This is a genomic window from Pseudomonas sp. HLS-6, assembly GCF_002753995.1.
Taxonomy (GTDB): Bacteria; Pseudomonadota; Gammaproteobacteria; order Pseudomonadales; family Pseudomonadaceae; genus Aquipseudomonas; species Aquipseudomonas defluvii.
The window spans coordinates 788,380-805,941 of the sequence record NZ_CP024478.1 but is presented as its reverse complement, the minus strand read 5'-3'; the positions used below and the strand labels follow the sequence as shown (position 1 = coordinate 805,941).

Here is a 17,562-nt window from a genome sequence, read left to right as displayed (position 1 = left end):
TAGCACTTTGTCGGGATCTGCGAACAGGACTGGCACTTCGCCACAACTCAAGGCATGCTAAGCGCCCTTCGGGCGTCCAGCTTATGAGTACGCATCGGCCTGCACGGCTGAGCGTGAGGGTGCGCACCCAATAAGCAGCTCAAACCTGCCACAGCCAGCCATACCGCAGGATCAACGTTTGACCAATCTTACTCAGCCGTCCTCCCTGCGTACCGCACCCTCCAGCTCGGGTTCATTGTTGCGCGGTTCGTTGAAAGGGGTGTTGGCCATCCTGGTATTGCTGCTGCTCGGCCTGCTGTTCTGGCTATTGATTGATCAGTACCACCATACCCTTGCCGATGAGCGCCAACACAGCCTGGATTCCAGCAACGAGTTGGCCGATCACCTGAGCCTGAACATGGCCCTCAAGGCTCAGACCGCACTCAATCAGGTCCAACCCTATCCGCTGCCCCCTGACGACCGCGCGCTACCGAAGGTGGTGGCCAATCTGCAGCGCGCACTGCCCTCACTGCGCAGCATCGCCTGGTTCGACAGCCAGGCACGCCCGTTGCGCGACAGCCTCGGCGAATCGCCTGACCAGCATGCTATTGAAGAATTGATACGGCTGAGCAATGGCCACCCGTACTACTTCAGCAACAACAGTGACAACAGTTACATCTACCTGCTGCTACGCCAATCAGATCGGCCGACCAGCGGTTACTGGCTGCTGCGCCTGAGCCCTGAGTATTACAGCGCGCTGGCCGAACACCTGGACAACCCCACCCGCCCCTTGTGGCTGCTGGAAAACAGCCGAACGGCTGAAATCATCAATCAACATCGCTCACCTGAAACGCCACGGCCAGCCAACGCCGAGCCACTGCAGAGCGTACTGCTGACATTCCTCGATAACAGCGACTGGCAACTGCGCGGCCTCTACGATGCCGAATTGAGTCGTCAGCAACTGTTGCCTGCTCTGATCAGTAAATGCCTGCTTGGCCTGATCTGCGCCCTGCTGCCGCTGCTGGCATTGGCCAGCATGCGCAAGCGCCAACGCGCACTGCAAGAAGGACGCCGACGCTACCAGGATATTTTTGAAGGGACAGGGGTCGCCCTTTGTGTGCTGGACTTGTCCGGCCTGATCAATACGCTTGAACGACTGCGCCTTCGTGGCCAAGACCAGCTTGAGCACCGCCTGCTGCTTGACCGGTCCCTGCGCAACACGTTGCTGCAGGAGTTGAAAGTCACCGAGGTCAATCAAGTCGCCCTGCAACTGCTGGGGGTTGAATGCCGCAACGGTGCCTGGCAACGCCTGATTGCTGGCGATACACGCAACGAAGGGATTGGCCTGCAACTGGTCGAAGCCGTCCTGAACAATCAACATCAGCTTGAGCTGGAGGTTCGCCTCAGTGGTGCCGATGACCAGGAGCTGCACCTGTGGCTGACGGTGCGTTTCCCCGAGCAACGCGCTGACTATCAAGCGGTAACCCTCAGCATCAGCGATATTACCAGCCGCAAGCAGGTCGAGCTGTCGCTGCTGGAGCGTGAAAGTTTCTGGTCGAACGTGGTCCGTACCGTACCGGATCAACTCTACGTGCAGGACGTGCAAAACCAACGGATGATCTTCAGCAATCGGCACCTGGGCCAGACCCTGGGTTACTCCCGTACCGAACTGGAGACGATGGGCGAGCGATTCTGGGAAATCCTTCTGCACCCTGAAGACGCCACACTCTACAACCGGATGCGTCAGCAACAGCGCGAGAGTGGCTACCTGGAACAACTGCACTGCCAGCTACGTTTCCGTCACCGTGACCAGGGTTGGCGTCGTTATGATATTCGCGAAGAGGTCCTGACCCGCGACAACGATGGCAACGTCACCCGCATCATTGGCGTGGCCAAAGACGTTACCGAGCAGATAGAGGCCAGCGAATCGCTGCGTGACAGCGAACAGCGTTACCGCATGCTTGCCGAAAGTATCAGCGACGTCATCTTCTCCACCGACAGCATGCTGAAACCCAACTATGTCAGCCCCTCGGTACACGCGGTATTGGGCTACGAGGTCGACTGGATTTTCGAGAACGGCTGGCAATCGACCATTGCCAACCCGGCACAGTTGACCGGCATCTACAGCCTGATCGAACGCCTCAACCGTGCCCTGCACGCTCCAGAACAACTGGAGCAATTGCGTACCCAGCTTCCCACTCAGTTGTTCCTGTTCGACTGCCTGCGCGCCGATGGTCGCAAGATCCCGATCGAACTGCGCCTGGTACTGGTCTGGGATGAGCACAATCGGTTCGAGGGCATACTCGGCGTCGGCCGTGACATCAGCCAGCAGCGCCGCGCTGAAAAAGACCTGCGCATGGCTGCGACAGTGTTTGAGCACTCGACTTCGGCCATCCTGATCACCGACCCGGCGGGCTATATCGTCCAGTCCAACGAAGCCTTCAGCCGCGTCAGCGGCTACAGCGCAGCAGAGGTGCTCGACCAACTGCCAAATATGCTGACGGTCGACGAACAGCAGGAAGCGCACCTGCGCTACGTGGTCAAACAGTTGCACATCCGCGGCACCTGGGAAGGTGAAGTCTGGCTTAAACGTCGCACCGGCGAGCATTACCCGGCCTGGGTCGGCATTACCGCTGTGCTCGACGACGAAGGCGACCTGGCCAGCTATGTGTGTTTCTTTACCGACATCAGCGAGCGCAAGGCCAGCGAACAACGCATTCACCGTCTGGCCTACTACGACGCCCTGACGCACCTGCCGAACCGCACGCTGTTCCAGGACCGCCTGCACACCGCACTGCAGCAAGCTGATCGTCAAAAGGCCTGGGTGGTGCTGATGTTCCTCGACCTGGACCGTTTCAAGCCGATCAATGACTCCCTTGGCCACGCGGCCGGCGACCGTATGCTCAAGGACATGGCCGAACGCCTGCTCGACTGTGTCGACACTGACGACACCGTTGCGCGCATGGGCGGCGACGAATTCACGCTGCTGCTGCAACCACGCGCAACCCGCGAGATGGCGCTGAACCGCGCCATCAATGTGGCCGAACAGATCCTCAACAGCCTGGTTCGTCCCTTTGTGCTGGAAAACCGCGAGTTCTTCGTCACCGCCAGTATCGGTATTGCCCTGAGCCCTCAGGATGGCAGCGAACTCAGCCAACTGATGAAAAACGCCGACACCGCGATGTACCACGCCAAGGAGCGCGGCAAGAACAACTTCCAGTTCTACCAGGCGGATATGAACGCCAGTGCGCTGGAGCGCCTGGAGCTGGAAAGCGACCTGCGCCATGCACTGGAGCAGAACGAGTTCATCCTGTACTACCAACCGCAGTTCAGCGGCGACGGCAAACGCCTGACCGGCGCCGAAGCGCTCCTGCGCTGGCGCCACCCAACCCGTGGCCTGGTACCGCCGGGCGACTTTATTCCGGTGATTGAGGAGTTGGGGCTGGTGGTCGATGTCGGTGACTGGGTACTGCGTGAAGCCAGTCGTCAGCTCAAAGAGTGGCACCAGGCCAAGGTACGGGTACCGAAAGTTTCGGTGAACATTTCTGCGAGACAGTTTTCCGATGGGCAACTGGGTACCCGCATCGCCACGATCCTCAACGAAACCGGCGTTCCACCGGCGTGCCTGGAACTGGAGCTGACCGAAAGTATCTTGATGCGCGAGGTCAACGAGGCCATGCAGATACTCGCCAGCCTGAAAAACCTCGGCCTGAGCATTGCGGTCGACGACTTCGGTACTGGCTATTCGTCACTGAACTACCTCAAGCAGTTCCCGATCGACGTGCTGAAGATCGACCGCACCTTCGTCGATGGCCTGCCCGAAGGCGAGCAGGATGGCCAGATCGCCCGTGCGATCATCGCCATGGCCCACAGCCTGAACCTGGCAGTAATCGCCGAGGGTGTGGAAACCCATGAACAGCTGGAGTTCCTCCGAGAACACGGTTGTGATGAGGTTCAGGGCTACCTGTTCGGTCGGCCAATGCCGGCCCACCAGTTTGAAGCCCAGTTCAGCAACGAAACGCTGTTCATGTTCCAGTAACCCTGCGCATCCCCCCCTTGTACAGGCTCGGGGATGGCGCCGGGCAACACAAACAGCGGCAAATGAGCCCCACTTGTCTGCGACATGATGCCCTTTCATATGCCAGACAAAAGCCGATGAGGTAGAATGCCTCCCTTTTCCAGCCCGATCCTTGAGGACCGCCATGTTCAGCCGTGATTTGACCATTGCCAAGTACGACGCCGATCTCTTTGCCGCCATGGAGCAAGAAGCTCAGCGCCAGGAAGAGCACATCGAGCTGATCGCCTCGGAAAACTACACCAGCCCGGCCGTGATGGAAGCCCAGGGTTCGGTTCTGACCAACAAGTACGCTGAAGGTTACCCAGGCAAGCGTTACTACGGTGGTTGCGAGTACGTCGACGTGGTCGAGCAACTGGCCATCGACCGCGCCAAGCAGCTGTTCGGCGCAGACTACGCCAACGTTCAGCCACACGCAGGTTCGCAAGCCAACAGCGCCGTTTACCTGGCCCTGCTGCAAGCTGGCGACACCATCCTGGGCATGAGCCTGGCACACGGTGGTCACCTGACCCACGGCGCCAGCGTCAGCGCTTCGGGCAAGCTGTACAACGCCATTCAGTACGGTATCGATGCCAACGGCCTGATCGACTACGACGAAGTCGAGCGTCTGGCCCTGGAACACAAGCCGAAGATGATCGTTGCCGGCTTCTCCGCCTACTCGCAAGTGCTGGACTTCCCGCGCTTCCGTGAAATCGCCGACAAGGTCGGTGCCTACCTGTTCGTCGACATGGCTCACGTTGCCGGTCTGGTTGCCGCTGGCGTTTACCCGAACCCGGTTCCGTTCGCTGACGTGGTCACTACCACTACCCACAAGACCCTGCGTGGCCCACGTGGCGGCCTGATCCTCGCTCGCAAGAACGAAGAGATCGAGAAGAAGCTGAACTCGGCCGTATTCCCGGGTGCCCAAGGCGGCCCGCTGGAGCACGTGATTGCCGCCAAGGCCATCTGCTTCAAGGAAGCGCTGCAGCCGGAGTTCAAGGCTTACCAGCAGCAAGTGGTGAAAAACGCCCAGGCCATGGCCAGCGTCTTCATCGAGCGCGGTTTCGACGTCGTTTCCGGTGGCACTCAGAACCACCTGTTCCTGCTCTCGCTGATCAAGCAGGAAATCTCGGGTAAAGACGCTGACGCTGCACTGGGCAAAGCCTTCATCACCGTCAACAAGAACTCGGTACCAAACGATCCACGCTCCCCGTTCGTCACCTCCGGTCTGCGCTTCGGTACCCCGGCTGTGACCACTCGCGGCTTCAAAGAGGCTGAGTGCAAGGAACTGGCTGGCTGGATCTGCGACATCCTGGACGACCTGAACAACGAAGCGGTGATCGACGCCGTTCGTGAGAAGGTCAAGGCTATCTGCGCCAAGCTGCCGGTATACGGCGCTTGATCGCAGTTCGCTGAATGAAGAGCCCGGCCTTGAGCCGGGCTTTTTTTCGCCTGCGTAATTAATTAACGCAGCGAGCAACCTCCTTGCCATTAGGTTCAGCGAATACGAAGGCCCATGCGCCTTTGTCACTCAATGAACTACAAGGCGAACACCATGCCCACCCATCGACAGAACTCGTTCCTCGCCCACCTGCGTACTCAGGCATACCCCATTCATTGCCTTGATGTCCTGCGGGGAACTCCGGCAGAAGTCATCGCCCCGTTCGGCGGCGAAGGCTTGTTGGCCGGGGCGTTGCAACCCCGAAGTGACGCCCATTTGCTAGGCCATCAACCACCTGCCAACGGCAACACAGTGGAGCCCTTGACCCTGTACTTCAGGCATACCCCAGAAGGTTACTACCTGTATGTCCGCTCACTTGGCCCGTATTTTGGCCGAGGCATCAGTACCGATGAGAATGGCAACATTGGCGCCTTTGTAATCGCTGAACGGGAGCCCATCCCCTTCAAGCTGATCCATCCACAACGCGGCGAAACGTCACTTGAGCATATAAAACGTGATCGTGTTGGCATGTTTTTGCAGCGTGCAGGTAAAGGATTCGTGCATCGGAGCAGCCGACATGACGCAGAGCCTACCTACCTCAACACTGCGGGAGGGAGCCCACTGGGTTTCATTCTGGATATCCAGGAGCGCAATGCACCCTGGCTGAGCTACCCGGATGAGTTCTGAGGATAGAACCGCGATGCCCCATGGTACGACCACCAGGGCATTGTTCCTCCTGCCCTCACAGGCTTTGGGAAATTACCTTGGTTCTCGCTCCTCTGGATAAACGTCATACCGGCAAAAGCCCAAGACGGGAGCTAAATCTGATCAGGAGATCACCTGCTATGCCTACCGATAAACAACTTTCCTTCACCGCTTACATGCTGATAAACGGCCACAGCCTCATCGCTCTGGACGAAGCCACCGACCGTCCCGTTATCGTGCCTCACCCTGCACGGCCTGAAGGGCTGGAAGTCTCGCAGGCCCTGGGTGCACTCGGCGGTACCGATGAGGACTGGGAACAAGACCGCAACGACGGCCTGATAAACTTTCATGTGGTGAGCGATGTCTCGCCCACGGAGTTCTATTTCCGACACAGCGAAGGACTGTATCGACTCTACGTACGCAGCGGCAAATACCTGAACCACGGCGTATTCATGACCGCCGAAGGCGTACCTCAGGCGTGCCCGATTGATGGTGTTGATCCTTGCGCCTGGCAGTTACGCCATGCCCACAACAACCAAGCGGTCGACCTCTCGAACCTGCCTACCGATTTCGCCATGATCAACCTTGAAGAAGCGGCTACCGGGGCGAGCTTGAGCATGACACTCATCGGTCAAGGTAACGGCGGCTACCTGACCGCTGGTTATGCACCGTCGGGCACCCAATTGCGCTTGAACATTCTTGCCCGCGACGTCGATTGGTTGAGCGCCAGTTAACAAGCAGCCTACAGCTGCTCGAACGCTGAGCGAATCTGTTCTTCAGGCAAATCGTCGCCGATGAACACCACGACGCTCTCCCGCGTCTGGTCCTGCTCCCAGGCGCGGTCCCAGTCGAAACCATACAACTTCAAGACACCCTGGAACACCAGCCGGCGTGGCTCGCCTTCAATATTGAGCACCCCTTTGTAACGCAACAGCTGTCGGCCATGGTCTTCGAGCAGACGATTCATGAAGTCGCTGAGCCGGTCGATGTTCAGGGGCTTCTCGGTACGCAGTACCATGCTGCTTATGCGGTCACCGCTATTGCCTTGTGCAACCGGGCGCAAGCTCAGACCACCACCCAGGTCGGCATTGAGATTGAAGCCGCGCACATCAAGCAACTCGGACAGGTCGATCTTGCCGTGCTCTACCACATGAATCGGCGCACGACGATTGATCCGTCCAAGACGCTCGCTCAAGGCCTGGAACTGGGCGGCATCGACCAGATCGGTTTTGCTCACCAGCAGGCGATCGGCAAAACCGACCTGGGCCTGGGCAATGGTCTGGGTCAGGTGGAGGTCGGCATGCGCCGCATCGACCAAGGTGATAATGCCATCAAGGATGTAGCGCTCACGCAGTTCTTCGTCGATGAAGAAGGTTTGTGCCACGGGTGCGGGGTCGGCAAGGCCGGTGCATTCGATCACTAAACGGTCGAAGGCGATCTCGCCACTGTCCAGGCGCTCCAGCAACAGGAACAGGGCCTTGGTCAGGTCGGTATGGATGCTGCAGCAAACACAACCATTGGCCAGGGTCATGACCTGCACCGGTTCGTCACCCAGCAGCTCCGTGTCGATACCTGCATCGCTGAATTCGTTTTCGATCACGGCGATCTTCAGGCCGTGCTCGGCCTTGAGCAGGTGGCGCAACAAGGTGGTCTTGCCTGCACCGAGAAAACCACTGAGCACGGTAACGGGGATTGGAGGTAGCACGCGCAAAATCTCCTGAACGCTAAAAATGACTGTGGGAGCGCGGCGTACCGTGCTCCCACAGGTTTATTACAGGCCGTCAGCCAAGGTTAACAGCACTTGGGCCCACCCTTCCCCCCGTAACGCGCCTCCTGACGTTCCCTGAAGAACGCCTCGTAGCTCATCACCGGCTTGTCCGGGTGTTTGGTTTGCATATGCTCGACGTAAGTGTCGTAGTCGGGCATACCGACCATCAGGCGGGCTGCCTGCCCCAGGTACTTACCCAGTCGACCAAGGTCGTTGAACATGACTGCATTCCTCAGTGTTTACGCGTCCGGCACAGGGTGGAACGGGGTTTCCTTATCACTACGCTCTTTCTTGCCAAGGGCGGCAATACCGACCTTCAGTGCGAAGAACAGGATACTGAACACCACGAACAGGAACAGGCCGGTCAACGCCGCGTTGGTGTAGGCGTTGAAGATAACGTGTTGCATCTGGTTGATGTCCTTGGCCGGTGCCAGTACCTGACCGGCATCCAGTGCCGCGCTGTACTTGTCGGCCAGCGCCAGGAAACCGACCGCCGGGCTCGGATCGAACAACTTGATGAAGCCCGCGGTGGTGGTGCAGATCAGCAGCCAGACAGCAGGCAACAGGGTGACCCAGATGTAGCGCTGGCGCTTCATCTTGATCAACACCACAGTACCCAGCATCAGCGCAATGCCCGCCAGCATCTGGTTGGAGATACCGAACAGCGGCCACAAGGTGTTGATCCCGCCCAACGGATCGATCACGCCCTGGTACAGCAGATACCCCCACATGGCCACACAACCGGCTGTTGCCAGCAGGTTGGCAGTCCACGACTCAGTGCGTTTGAGCGCCGGAATGAAGGAGCCCAACAGATCCTGCAACATGAAGCGTCCGGCACGGGTACCCGCATCTACCGCCGTGAGGATGAACAGCGCCTCAAACAGGATCGCGAAGTGGTACCAGAAGGCCATGGTGTTCTCACCCGGCAGCACCTGGTGCAGGATCTGCGCGATACCGACCGCCAGGGTCGGGGCACCGCCCGCACGGGCCAGGATGGTGTGCTCACCGATGTCCTTGGCTACGCCCTCAAGCACATCTGGCGTGATGGCAAAGCCCCAGTTGCTGACCGTCTGCGCCACCGCGACCACATCGCTACCGACTACGGCAGGCGGGCTGTTCATGGCGAAGTAGACACCCGGTTCAATCACCGAAGCAGCGACCATGGCCATGATGGCTACGAACGATTCCATCAGCATGCCGCCGTAACCGATGTAGCGGGCGTTGGTTTCGTTGTCGAGCAGCTTCGGCGTGGTGCCCGAGGAGATCAGGGCGTGGAAGCCCGATACCGCACCACACGCGATGGTGATAAACAGGAACGGGAACAGGGTGCCTTTCCAGACAGGGCCAGTACCGTCGGTGAACTGGGTCAGTGCAGGCATTTTCAGTTCAGGCGCGATGACCAGAATACCGATCGCCAGGCCTACGATGGTGCCAATCTTGAGGAAGGTCGAGAGGTAGTCACGGGGCGCCAGCACCAGCCACACAGGCAGTACGGCAGCCACAAAGCCGTAACCCACCAACAGCCAGGTGATTTGTACGCCGGTGAAGGTGAAGACCTTGGACCAGGTCGGATCGGCAGCAACCTGCCCGCCCAGCCAGATCGACAGCAACAGCAGGACAACACCCATCAGCGAGATTTCGCCAATACGCCCCGGGCGGATGTAGCGCATGTAAACGCCCATGAACATCGCGATCGGGATGGTCGCCATCACCGTGAACATGCCCCAAGGGCTCTCGGCCAGGGCCTTGACCACGATGAGCGCCAGCACCGCGAGGATGATGATCATGATCAGGAAGCAGCCGAACAGGGCAATGGTGCCCGGAATCCGGCCCATCTCTTCACGGACCATGTCGCCCAGCGAACGGCCGTTGCGACGGGTGGACAGGAACAGCACCATAAAGTCCTGAACCGCACCTGCCAGCACCACACCGGCAATCAGCCAGAGCGTACCGGGCAGATAGCCCATCTGCGCAGCCAGAACCGGTCCGACCAGCGGCCCTGCGCCAGCAATCGCGGCAAAGTGGTGGCCGAACAGGATGTGCTTGTTGGTCGGGACATAGTCCAGACCATCGTTATTGAGTACCGCCGGTGTAGCCCGACGTGGATCGAGCTGCATCACCTTGGTGGCGATGAACAGGCTGTAGTAACGGTAGGCAACCAGGTAGATAGCCACCGCCGCGACTACAATCCACAAGGCATTGATGGCTTCACCGCGACGCAGGGCAACCACACCCAACGCACAGGCTCCGATGATTGCCAGCGCTAGCCACGGCAAGTGGCGCAGCAGGCTATTATTGTTGTTCATGATTAGCTTCCAGCTAGTGGATTGAAAGACTGCCCGACGAGTCTAGGGCGAGTCATCGCACATTGCCATACCTGCTACGATCTAGAGCCTCCCGAGCAGGAAACTCATGGCTCTGTTATGCACCTAACACGCGTACCTGACAAGCACTGGACTATAGTTGAGTGCGAACCCCGGAGGGCTTGGCCATGAGCGACCATCACGAACGTCGGCTTTTCAAACGTGTTCCCTTCGATGCCCGCACCGAGCTGGTGCAAGGTGATCAACGATGGCCCGTCAAACTGCTGGATCTGTCGCTCAAGGGGTTGTTGATCGAATGCCCCGAGGGCTGGCAGGGCGACCCTATCCAGGGTTTCGATGCCTCCATACACCTCAACGACCACGACGAAGTGAGGATGCACGTGGAGTTGCGTCACGAGGAGGGCAACCAGATGGGTTTCGTTTGCCAGTTCATTGATCTGGACTCCATTTCGCACCTGCGGCGATTGATCGAACTGAACCTGGCCAACCCGGAAGAACTTGAGCGCGAACTGCGGCAACTGATCGAAGCGTAGGAACGTTTAGCCAACTACCTAATCCCCACCAGAGCCTTTAGCGATCGCTACAAGGCTCGTTGACGCGCCTGCCAAACGCCCTGCATACCATTAATGAGAAAATATGGCACAACGATTGCGTGCAACAACTCTGCTCGGGCTATCTAAAAATTGTATACAATTCTTCTGGCAATGATTGCCACTTGTTGTCTACAGTAGGCCCACAACAATAAAACAGAGACCCTGCTCCTCATGAATACGTCCTCCGCTAGCACGTCTTCAGCGCAACGTCCCGAAGACGAAAACCTAGGCCTCGGCGCCAACCTGGCTTACGGCCTGCAACACGTATTGACCATGTACGGCGGTATCGTTGCGGTTCCCTTGATTCTCGGCCAGGCCGCGGGACTGGGGCCGGCTGATATCGGTTTGTTGATTGCGGCCTCATTGTTCGCGGGTGGTCTTGCAACACTGCTACAAACCCTCGGCTTACCGTTCTTTGGCTGCCAGTTGCCATTGGTACAGGGCGTTTCATTCGCAGGCGTGGCAACCATGGGCGCCATTCTCAGCAGCGAAGGCGGTGGAGGTCTGCCTGGCGTGTTGGGTGCGGTCATGGCCGCATCGCTGATAGGCTTCCTGATCACGCCCGTCTTCTCACGCATTACCAAGTTCTTCCCGCCGTTGGTCACCGGTATCGTCATCACCACCATCGGCCTGACACTGATGCCCGTGGCGGCGCGCTGGGTCATGGGTGGCAACAGTAAATCGCCAGAGTTTGGCAGCATGGCCAACATCGGCCTGGCGGCCCTGACCTTCGCCATCGTGCTGGTACTCAGCAAACTCGGTAGCGCAGCGATCTCTCGCCTGTCGATCCTGCTGGCCATGGTCATCGGCACACTGATTGCCTGGTCACTGGGCATGGCGGATTTCTCCAAGGTGCTGGACGGCCCGCTGGTGGCCTTTCCTGAACCGTTCCATTTCGGTATGCCGACCTTTCACATCGCCGCCATTCTGTCGATGTGCATCGTGATCATGGTGACCTTGGTAGAAACCTCGGCGGATATTCTCGCGGTTGGCGAAATCATCGACACCAAGGTTGACTCCAAGCGCTTGGGCAATGGCCTGCGCGCCGACATGGCGTCGAGCATCCTTGCGCCCATCTTCGGCTCCTTCACCCAGAGCGCCTTCGCCCAGAACGTTGGCCTGGTGGCTGTGACGGGCGTCAAGAGCCGCTACGTAGTGGCAACCGGCGGGGTGATTCTGGTGGTGCTGGGGCTTCTGCCAATCATGGGGCGCATCATTGCCGCCGTACCAACCTCAGTACTGGGCGGTGCCGGTATCGTACTGTTCGGCACGGTTGCTGCCAGCGGTATTCGCACGCTGTCGAAAGTGGACTACCGCAACAACATGAACCTGATCATCGTCGCCGCCTCGCTGGGCTTCGGCATGATCCCGATCGCTGCACCGACCTTCTATGACCATTTCCCAAGCTGGTTTGAAACCATCTTCCACTCCGGCATCAGCTCGGCGGCGATCATGGCGATTCTTCTGAACCTGACGTTCAACCACTTCACGACTGGCAACTCGGATCAACAGTCGGTGTTTGCTGCCGCTTACGAGCGCACGATCAATTACTCGGACATTTCCGCCCTGCGCGACGGTGATTACTTCGAGGACGGCAAGCTGTTCGATGCCGACGGCAAGGAGATTCCGGTCATCAGCGAACACGACCACGGCCATGGCGCACCGTCAGAACGACGAACCGCTGCGGCTGAACACTGATGCACTGATGCACTGATGCACTGATGCACTGATGCACTGAGCAGCATAAGGGCCGACGAGGAATCGTCGGCCCTTTTCATTTGCAGGCCTGATGCGTCACTCGAACAACGCATCCAGCGCCTGCTCAAGGCGCGTGACCGCAATGACCTGCAAGCCTGCAGGGGCTTCCTTGGGCGCATTACCCTTGGGAACAATGGCGCGCTTGAAGCCATGCTTGGCGGCTTCCTTGAGGCGCTCCTGCCCACTGGGAACCGGACGGACTTCACCCGACAGGCCAATCTCACCGAACACCAGCAGGTCCTGGGACAAGGGGCGATTGCGCAGGCTCGACATCACCGCCGCCAACAGTGCGAGGTCAGAGGCGGTTTCCAGCACTTTCACGCCACCGACCACGTTGAGGAACACGTCCTGGTCATGGGTCGGGATGCCACCATGGCGGTGCAGCACCGCCAGGAGCATTGCCAGCCGGTTCTGATCCAGACCAAGCGTCACTCGCCGAGGATTCGCCAGGTGGCTGTCGTCAACCAGCGCCTGAACTTCCACCAGCATCGGCCGAGTTCCCTCCCAGGTGGCCATGACTACGCTGCCGGGAACCTCCTCCTGGGCACGGGTGAGGAAGATGGCCGAAGGGTTGGAAACTTCCTTGAGGCCACGGTCGGTCATGCCGAACACGCCCAGTTCATTGACGGCACCAAAACGGTTCTTCACGGCCCGCAGCAAACGCAGGCGTCCATCGGACTCACCTTCAAAATACAGCACGGTATCGACCATATGCTCCAGCACGCGCGGCCCGGCCAAGGCGCCTTCCTTGGTCACGTGACCGACCAGGAAAATGGCCGTACCGCTCTGTTTGGCATAACGCACCAACAAGGCCGCACTTTCGCGCACCTGCGAGACACCGCCAGGGGCCGACTGCAATTGCTCGGTGAAGATGGTCTGGATCGAGTCGATAACCATCACCTTGGGCTTTTCCGCCCGGGCAGTAGCAATGATGTTCTCAATGCAGGTTTCGGTCATGACCCGCAACTGGTCCTGCGGTAAACCCAGGCGGCGCGCACGCATGGCCACTTGCTGCTGCGACTCCTCGCCCGTGACATAAAGCGCCGGAAGGCGGGTCGCAATGTTGCAAAGGGTTTGGAGCAGGATGGTCGACTTGCCAATACCCGGGTCGCCGCCGATCAACACCACCGAACCATCCACCAGCCCGCCACCGAGTACACGGTCAAGCTCGACACTGGCCGTGGTGAAACGCGGAATTTCTTCGACACTGACTTCTGCCAGGGTCTTGATCTGCGCCTGCTGCCCCGCCCAGCCACTGCGGCCACTGGGCGCTGCGGCTGCGCCACTTTCCAAAACGGTTTCGATCAGGGTATTCCATGCACCGCATTCACCGCATTGCCCGGCCCACTTCGGAAAGGTCGCACCACACTCGGTGCAGCCGTACATGCGCTTGGCTTTGGCCATGGGGCGGTCTCCTGGAAAAACCGCCATGATAGCCGAGCAGGCAAGCCCGCGGGGCTAACCCTGGAAGACAAAACTTTTCGGTATAACCACAGTCTGTAGCCGCAGCGATAAGCATGACTCGCATAGCTGATTTACACTGTTTTCACCAATCTCATCTGTTACAGGGAATAAACCATGGGCGTGCTCAGTGAATTCAAAGCCTTTGCGGTCAAGGGCAACGTGGTCGACATGGCGGTCGGTATCATTATCGGCGCAGCCTTCGGCAAAATCGTTTCATCTTTTGTCGGTGATGTAGTGATGCCACCCATTGGGCTGCTGATTGGTGGGGTGGACTTCAGCGACCTGGCAGTCACCCTGAAAGCCGCCGAAGGTGATGTGCCCGCAGTGGTCATGGCCTATGGGAAGTTCATCCAGACCGTCATCGACTTCATCATCGTCGCCTTCGCCATTTTCATGGGGGTAAAGGCGATCAACCGGCTCAAGCGCGAAGAAGCCGTTGCACCCAGCGCGCCCCCTGTCCCTACCAAGGAAGAAGAGCTGCTGACTGAGATTCGTGATCTGCTCAAGAACCAAAGCAACAAGCCGTAAGCGACACAACGCTGGCGCCCGCGTGCGCCAGCGCCTGATGCTGCTACCAGTAGTTTTCCACTGCAACCTGGCCGGGCCGACGGCTCAGGCTCAATTGCATGTCGCGCTGTTTGAGTAGCGCTCGGGTGTCATCGATCATCTGCGGGTTACCACAGATCATCACCCGTGAATGCTCGGGCGTCAGTGCTGCACCGGCAACACGCTCCAGTTCGCCATTCTCGATCAATCGAGTGATACGCCCATTGAGTGCCCCCGGGTGTTGCTCGCGGGTAACGATGGGAATGAACTGCAACGCACCCGCGTACTCGGCCAGGTAATCGCGCTGTTCAAGGCCCGCAATCAGCGGCTGATAAGCCAGTTCCCGGGCCTCACGCACCGAATACACCAACTTGATGCGTTCAAACCGCTCCCATACTTCAAAATCCTGCAGGATTGATAGAAAGGGAGCGATACCCGTGCCGGTTGCCAACAACCACAGATCACGTCCACCCACGAAGCGGTCCAGGGTCAGAAACCCGAATGCCTGGCGATCAATCAGCAGGCTGTCGCCTTGACGCAAACGGCTGAGTTCACTTGTGAACTCTCCTCCCGGCACCACGATGGAAAAGAAATCGAGGTACTCATCGTGCGGGGCGCTGACCATTGAGTACGCACGCCAGACCACACTGCCATCAGCCCGTGTCACACCAAGGCGCGCGAACTGCCCGGCACGGAAACGAAACCCCTGGTCACGCGTAATCCGCAAACTGAACAGACTCGGGGTCAGCGGCTGAACATCCAGCAGCATTTGACGCGTGAACTTCTCCTCGCTGGCAGTCATGACCTGCTCCAATCGTCGATTAAGACCAGTGTCTCGCAAAATGCGCCGCATAAACACGGACGATTAGTAAGCGATACCTGCACCTGCTATCGCAAAATAACCCAAGCAAATACTAGGACTTTTCCTACAATCAAAAATACACGGAGTTTGGATCCATCAAAAGGAGGTGACTTGCCATGCCCTATTGGAACCAGGAGCAGATGCAACAGCTGCTCAATGAACACAACGAACAGCAGCTGTTTGAAATTGCACTGTCCCTGGCAAAGCAACTCGGCATGGACTTCCTGGGGTTCACGATCCGCAGGCACGTTGCGACCCAATCCCCTCAGTACATACTCCTGAACAACTTTCCAAGTGAATGGAACACGCGCTACCAACCAACAGGGCGATTACGTCAAGATTGACCCCATAGCAACCCATTGTCAGCAATCACTGGCCGCCATTCTCTGGGATGACAACGCTTTTGCCGAGGTTCCCGAATACTGGGAGGAAGCACAGTCCTTTGGCCTGCGTTTCGGCTGGAGCCTGGCCATACACGATGCTCGCGGCAATCAGAGCATGCTCAGCGTGCTTCGGGCGAATGGCCCCATAACGACTGCCGAGTTCTTTGACAAGGCCTGCCATACCTTATGGCTATGTAACCTGATACACACCCTGATCGTAGAGCGCATTCACCCACCCAAACGCCTGACATATGAATTGTCTGCTCGGGAAATCGAAGTGCTCAAGTGGTCCGCCGAGGGTAAAACCGCGGCCGACATCGCCTGTATTCTGGCCTTGTCTGAAAGCACCGTTAATTTCCATATCCGTAGCGTCATGGCCAAGATGAATACCAACAACAAGACCAGCGCGGTTGTCCGGGCCGCCATGAATGGCCTTTTATGACGCGCCAAGCGCCAGTCAGTGCGGTGTAAACCCTGTAGAATCGTCGTCAACTTGCCGTCGCTCGCCGCGACGGCCGCCGATGCCCCAGAGTTTTATGCCATGCCCTTGCTGATCAACCCCTTTGCCGAACTTGACCTGATCCGCCAACCCGAACAAGCCAACGACCCCCTACAAGCGTTCGATGCCGCCGATGAGTACCTGCTTGAGCACCTGGCCGAACAGGCGCTGCCGAGCAGTGCTCGGGTGCTGGTACTGAATGACAGTTTTGGTGCCTTGGCCATCAGTTTGAGCCGTCATGTACAGGTGGTCAGCAGTGGCGACTCATACCTGGCAAGGCTCGGTCTGGAAAAGAACCTGCCGCGTAACGGTCAGCCCTTCGACAGTGTCACCTTTGTTCCGGCCAGTACCGCGTGGCAAGGCCCGTTCGAGCGTGTGCTGGTGCGCGTTCCCAAAACCCTGGCGTTGCTTGAGGAGCAGTTGATTCGCCTGCAGGGGCATCTGGCTCCAGGCGCTCAGGTCATCGCTGGCGCGATGATCAAGCACTTGCCACGTGCCGCTGGCGATCTGCTGGAAAAGTACATCGGCCCGGTGCAGGCCTCCCTGGCGCGCAAGAAGGCACGCTTGCTGATCGCCACGGCAGAAAGCAAAGCCCCCTTCACCTCGCCCTACCCGAGCCGCTATCGTCTGGACGAACCGGCGTTGAACCTGCTCAACCATGCCAACGTGTTCTGCCGCGAAGGCCTGGACATCGGCACACGAGCCTTCCTTCCGTACCTGCCAAAGAACCTCGGGCAAGCGCGGGTCGCCGACCTTGGCTGCGGTAACGGCGTGCTGGCGATCGTCAGTGCGCTGGCCAACCCACAGGCACAGTACACACTGGTCGACGAGTCCTATATGGCGGTTCAGTCGGCCCGTGACAACTGGCACGCGGCGCTGGGTGAGCGTGACGTGGAAGTGCGCGCCGACGATGGCCTGGCCAGCCAGCCCGAGCGCTCACTGGACGTGGTGCTGTGCAACCCGCCGTTCCATCAGCAGCAGGTGGTCGGCGACTTTCTGGCCTGGCGCATGTTCCAGCAGGCCCGCGAAGCACTGGTCCCCGGCGGTGCACTTTACATCGTCGGTAACCGCCACCTGGGTTACCACAGCAAACTGGCGCGGCTGTTCCGTGGCGTCGAACAAGTCGGGGCCAACCCCAAGTTCGTGGTGTTGAAAGCGCGCAAGTGAACAGGCAAAAAAAACCCTT

At 58.8% G+C, this 17,562-nt stretch carries 15 protein-coding genes; 10 read left to right on the top strand and 5 right to left on the bottom strand.

Annotated features, from left to right (window positions below):
• The first annotated feature begins 178 nt into the window (after positions 1 to 178).
• The 4 genes from CS390_RS03520 to CS390_RS03505 all read left to right on the top strand — a co-directional run bounded on the left by CS390_RS03520 (position 179) and on the right by CS390_RS03505 (position 6,913).
• The gene (locus CS390_RS03520) at positions 179 to 4,018 is read left to right on the top strand and encodes an EAL domain-containing protein (protein WP_099773494.1); all 3,840 of its coding nucleotides are present in this window, start codon (positions 179 to 181) and stop codon (positions 4,016 to 4,018) included.
• A gap of 163 nt (positions 4,019 to 4,181) precedes the next feature.
• Positions 4,182 to 5,435, top strand: coding sequence for a serine hydroxymethyltransferase (gene glyA / locus CS390_RS03515; RefSeq protein ID WP_065759272.1), 1,254 nt, complete (start codon positions 4,182 to 4,184; stop codon positions 5,433 to 5,435).
• A gap of 153 nt (positions 5,436 to 5,588) precedes the next feature.
• Positions 5,589 to 6,161 carry a hypothetical protein gene (locus CS390_RS03510; RefSeq protein ID WP_157767110.1) on the top strand — a complete coding sequence of 191 codons (573 nt, stop codon included), beginning with the start codon at positions 5,589 to 5,591 and terminating at the stop codon, positions 6,159 to 6,161.
• 158 nt (positions 6,162 to 6,319) lie between these two features.
• Positions 6,320 to 6,913: a hypothetical protein gene (locus CS390_RS03505; protein ID WP_099773492.1), complete on the top strand. Its 594-nt coding sequence runs from the start codon at positions 6,320 to 6,322 to the stop codon at positions 6,911 to 6,913.
• 8 nt (positions 6,914 to 6,921) lie between these two features.
• Here CS390_RS03505 and yjiA read toward each other — a convergent pair whose 3' ends face one another.
• The 3 genes from yjiA to CS390_RS03490 all read right to left on the bottom strand — a co-directional run bounded on the left by yjiA (position 6,922) and on the right by CS390_RS03490 (position 10,253).
• Positions 6,922 to 7,884, bottom strand: a complete 963-nt coding sequence (gene yjiA, locus CS390_RS03500; RefSeq protein WP_099773491.1) for a GTPase — start codon at positions 7,882 to 7,884, stop codon at positions 6,922 to 6,924.
• An 86-nt stretch (positions 7,885 to 7,970) separates the two neighbouring features.
• Positions 7,971 to 8,168, bottom strand: coding sequence for a YbdD/YjiX family protein (locus CS390_RS03495; protein WP_065759275.1), 198 nt, complete (start codon positions 8,166 to 8,168; stop codon positions 7,971 to 7,973).
• Positions 8,169 to 8,186: 18 nt separating this feature from the next.
• Positions 8,187 to 10,253 carry a carbon starvation CstA family protein gene (locus CS390_RS03490; protein WP_065759276.1) on the bottom strand — a complete coding sequence of 689 codons (2,067 nt, stop codon included), beginning with the start codon at positions 10,251 to 10,253 and terminating at the stop codon, positions 8,187 to 8,189.
• Between the two features lie 185 nt (positions 10,254 to 10,438).
• On the opposite strand from CS390_RS03490, the gene CS390_RS03485 reads away from it, so the two are divergent.
• Positions 10,439 to 10,804 (top strand): PilZ domain-containing protein, encoded by a 366-nt coding sequence (locus CS390_RS03485; protein WP_099773490.1) that lies wholly within the window; start codon positions 10,439 to 10,441, stop codon positions 10,802 to 10,804.
• 231 nt (positions 10,805 to 11,035) lie between these two features.
• Positions 11,036 to 12,562, top strand: a complete 1,527-nt coding sequence (locus CS390_RS03480) for a nucleobase:cation symporter-2 family protein (protein ID WP_099773489.1) — start codon at positions 11,036 to 11,038, stop codon at positions 12,560 to 12,562.
• A 96-nt stretch (positions 12,563 to 12,658) separates the two neighbouring features.
• On the opposite strand, the gene radA is transcribed toward CS390_RS03480, so the two are convergent.
• On the bottom strand, positions 12,659 to 14,026 hold the full coding sequence (gene radA / locus CS390_RS03475; protein WP_099773488.1) for a DNA repair protein RadA: 1,368 nt from the start codon (positions 14,024 to 14,026) through the stop codon (positions 12,659 to 12,661).
• A 174-nt stretch (positions 14,027 to 14,200) separates the two neighbouring features.
• On the opposite strand from radA, the gene mscL reads away from it, so the two are divergent.
• Positions 14,201 to 14,614: a large-conductance mechanosensitive channel protein MscL gene (mscL, locus tag CS390_RS03470; protein ID WP_065759280.1), complete on the top strand. Its 414-nt coding sequence runs from the start codon at positions 14,201 to 14,203 to the stop codon at positions 14,612 to 14,614.
• Between the two features lie 43 nt (positions 14,615 to 14,657).
• Here mscL and CS390_RS03465 read toward each other — a convergent pair whose 3' ends face one another.
• A complete protein-coding gene (locus CS390_RS03465) occupies positions 14,658 to 15,434 on the bottom strand; it encodes a ferredoxin--NADP reductase (protein ID WP_099773487.1) in 777 nt (258 codons plus the stop codon).
• Between the two features lie 176 nt (positions 15,435 to 15,610).
• Here CS390_RS03465 and CS390_RS25210 point away from each other — a divergent pair, with 176 nt between their 5' ends.
• The 3 genes from CS390_RS25210 (at position 15,611) to CS390_RS03455 (ending at position 17,543) form a co-directional block, all read left to right on the top strand.
• Positions 15,611 to 15,838, top strand: coding sequence for an autoinducer binding domain-containing protein (locus CS390_RS25210; protein WP_256587559.1), 228 nt, complete (start codon positions 15,611 to 15,613; stop codon positions 15,836 to 15,838).
• Complete coding sequence (locus tag CS390_RS03460; RefSeq protein ID WP_256587558.1) at positions 15,789 to 16,319, top strand: LuxR C-terminal-related transcriptional regulator; 531 nt, start codon at positions 15,789 to 15,791, stop codon at positions 16,317 to 16,319. The genes CS390_RS25210 and CS390_RS03460 overlap by 50 nt, the downstream gene beginning before the upstream one ends.
• A 99-nt stretch (positions 16,320 to 16,418) precedes the next feature.
• Positions 16,419 to 17,543, top strand: a complete 1,125-nt coding sequence (locus CS390_RS03455) for a methyltransferase (RefSeq protein WP_099773486.1) — start codon at positions 16,419 to 16,421, stop codon at positions 17,541 to 17,543.
• Positions 17,544 to 17,562: the final 19 nt, after the last annotated feature.